Source organism: Gordonibacter pamelaeae 7-10-1-b (assembly GCF_000210055.1).
Classification (GTDB): Bacteria; Actinomycetota; Coriobacteriia; order Coriobacteriales; family Eggerthellaceae; genus Gordonibacter; species Gordonibacter pamelaeae.
Window position 1 is genome coordinate 1,878,512 of sequence record NC_021021.1, and the last position, 2,611, is coordinate 1,881,122.

The 2,611-nt window shown below is 68.3% G+C and carries 3 protein-coding genes; all 3 read right to left on the reverse strand.

The annotated features are described in order from the left end of the window. On the reverse strand, positions 1–482 hold a 482-nt coding region (locus GPA_RS08680; protein WP_041240312.1), incomplete at its 3' end, for an NAD(P)-binding domain-containing protein. Between the two features lie 59 nt (positions 483–541). Beyond that, positions 542–1,468 (reverse strand): DegV family protein, encoded by a 927-nt coding sequence (locus GPA_RS08685; protein WP_041240313.1) that lies wholly within the window; start codon positions 1,466–1,468, stop codon positions 542–544. A 56-nt stretch (positions 1,469–1,524) separates the two neighbouring features. Then, positions 1,525–2,427, reverse strand: a complete 903-nt coding sequence (locus GPA_RS08690; protein ID WP_015539634.1) for a DegV family protein — start codon at positions 2,425–2,427, stop codon at positions 1,525–1,527. Positions 2,428–2,611: the final 184 nt, after the last annotated feature.

Genomic DNA, 2,611 nt, shown 5'->3' on the forward strand with positions numbered 1-2,611 from the left:
GACGTCTGCAGCGTGTAAGCTGCGCGCGCCAGCTGGGCCGACCCCGATCCGCCCGTCTCCTGCACGGTGCCCACGAGCGCGTCCAGCACGGGGCGCGCCGCCTCCACGTCGTCCTCCTCGCCCCCCACCAGGCACATAAGGTTGTCGCGGTCGGAGAGGGCGTCGGACAGCATCGGGTCGGCCACCACGAGCGGCGCCTCCACGGCCGCCAAATCGCTCACGATGGCCACGGCGTTCAGCTCTCGCGCGAAGCTCGGCGTCGAGGCCGACAGGTCGATGAGCACCGTATTCGGCGACGCCGCCTGCACGATGCCGTTCTCGTCGAAGTACGCGTCCTCAAGCGCCGTCTGGGACGTGCAGTACGTTACCACCATGCCGGCGCTCGCCACGTCGGCCGTGCGCGTCCAGCCTGCCGCGTCCAGGCGCTCTCGCACCACGTCGCCCACCGCTTCGTTCCCGATAAATGCATACCGCTTGTCCATAAGAGCAGCCCCTTTCCGGGCGTCGTTTCTCGAATGCGTGCCGCGCGCCTCGGCGGCGCCTATCCCTGCTTGACCTTGCGCGCTATGCGGTCGGCCACCGACATGTCCTCGCGCTTGTCGCCGCCCCAGAACACGACGGCTATCATGCCCGGCCCCACATGCGAGCCGATGACGGGCCCTATGCTGCTCTCCAAGAACAGGATGGAGTCGTCCACCTTGCCCAGAGCCTCTTTGAGGCGCCCCACGTCCTTCGGGCAGTCGGCGCCCGCCACCACCACGCACTGGCCGGGAACGCTCTCCGCCACGCGCTTCTGGTAGTACTCGGCCAGCTGCTTGATGCCCTTCTTGCGGCCGCGCGCCACGCCCGCCAGCGACAGCTTGCCGTCCGGCGCGATGGTGAGCATGGGCTTCACGTCCAGCTTGGAACCCGCATAGGCCACCGAGCCCGGGATGCGCCCGCCGCGCCGCAGCGCATCCAGGTCCTCCACCATGAACTCGGCGTCTACGAAGTAGCGGGCTTCCTCGGCCCATTGGGCCAGCTCGCGCGCCGTCAGGCCCTTGTCGCGCTGGCGCAGCGCCTCGTGCACCAGCAACCCCTCCGCCACCGAGGCCAGGTGCGTGTCCACCAGGTAGAGCTCCGCATCGGGATGCTCGGCCATGATCTGGCCGTGCACGAGCACGGCCGCGTCGAAGCTGCCGGACAGCCCGCTTGAAAAGCTCAGGTACACGGTGGGCACGCCGCTCTCGACGGCTCGCTCGAAGGCTGCGCGGAACACCGGCACGGGCACCTGCGCCGTGGTGGGCTCCTCACCGTCGCGCATGGCCTGGTAGAAGTCGTGGGCGCTCGATGCGCGGTACAGGTCGTCGGCGTGCTCCCCGTCGCTCATGACGTAGGGGAACTCGATGAGCTCCACCCCGTCGCGGTCGACTGTCTCGAACGGCAGGTCACAGCACGAGTCGATGATAAGGTTGCAGGAATGCGGCATAGGGGCGTCGGCCTCCTTGTCGAATACGGTTTCGTCCATCGGGCGGGCCGGCACGCTCACGACGTGCACAGGCGCGCCTGCACCGGGGCCGTGAGCTTGCCGGCCAGCGCGCTCGCGCACTCGTAGGCGATGCCCACCGCCGGCCCCACGTGCAGGCCGATGACGGGGCTCACGGGCAGCACCGGCACCGTGCGGCCCAAGAGCGGCTCCACCACCTCGTGGGCCCACGCCACGGCCGGCGTCTTGTCGCCGATGTAGTGCACCACCACGTTCTTCAGCCCGTGCTTCTCCACGTCGTCCTTGAACGTGGCCAATATCTTCTCCAGTGCCTTCTTGCGCGTGCGCACCTTCGCGAGGGTTGTGGCCTTGCCGTCGCTCACCGTGAGCACGGGCGAGAGCTGTATGAGGTTGCCCAGAAGCGCCGCCGCGTTGCCGATGCGCCCGCCCTTCTGAAGGAACGTAAGCGTCTCGGGCGTGAACAAGAAGCGCGTGGACTCGATGCCCTTCAGCACGGCGCGCGTGCAGCCCTCCAGGTCCTCGCCGGCCGCGCGGGCGGCCACGGCGTCGAACACCGGCCACGCCTCGTCGTAGCCGCACGAGCTGGAGTCCACGAGCGCGTAGGAGAAGCCGATGTTGCGGGCGGCCACGGCGCGCGCGGCGCGCACCGCGCCCTCGTAGGCGCCCGAGAGGCCCGTGGAGATGAACACGCCCAGCACCTCGTCGCCTGCCTGCGCGACCTCCTCGAACACCGCTTCCAACGCAGCCTGCGAGGGCTGGCTCGACGTGGGGATGTTGTCGACCATATCGTAGATGTCCGCGTAGAACGCGTCCAGGTCCATGTCCGCATCGGCCAGCTCGCGGCCGTCGCGGTTCACGTAGAGCGTTATGACGTCGATGCCCGCCTCCCGCGCAGCGTCGGCGGGGATGGAGGCGACCGAATCGGTGAGTATCTTGATCATGGCACGTTACCTTGGGCTAGGGCGCACGGGGCGCGAGGTTATCGTTCTCCCATTAAACTACGCGATGCCGCGCATGCGGGCAACCAATTCGCGGCGGCGCTCAAAAAGACCATATTCGAGGCCCACAGGATAGGTATGCGGGTTCAGCATGCGCTTCTGGCTCTCGTCGAGCAGCGCGAGCCCC

Excerpts from the sequence above, each read along its gene's own strand:
- GPA_RS08685 (WP_041240313.1), bottom strand. The coding sequence starts at position 1,468 with ATGCCGCATTCCTGCAACCTTATCATCGACTCGTGCTGTGACCTGCCG.
- GPA_RS08690 (WP_015539634.1), bottom strand. The coding sequence starts at position 2,427 with ATGATCAAGATACTCACCGATTCGGTCGCCTCCATCCCCGCCGACGCT.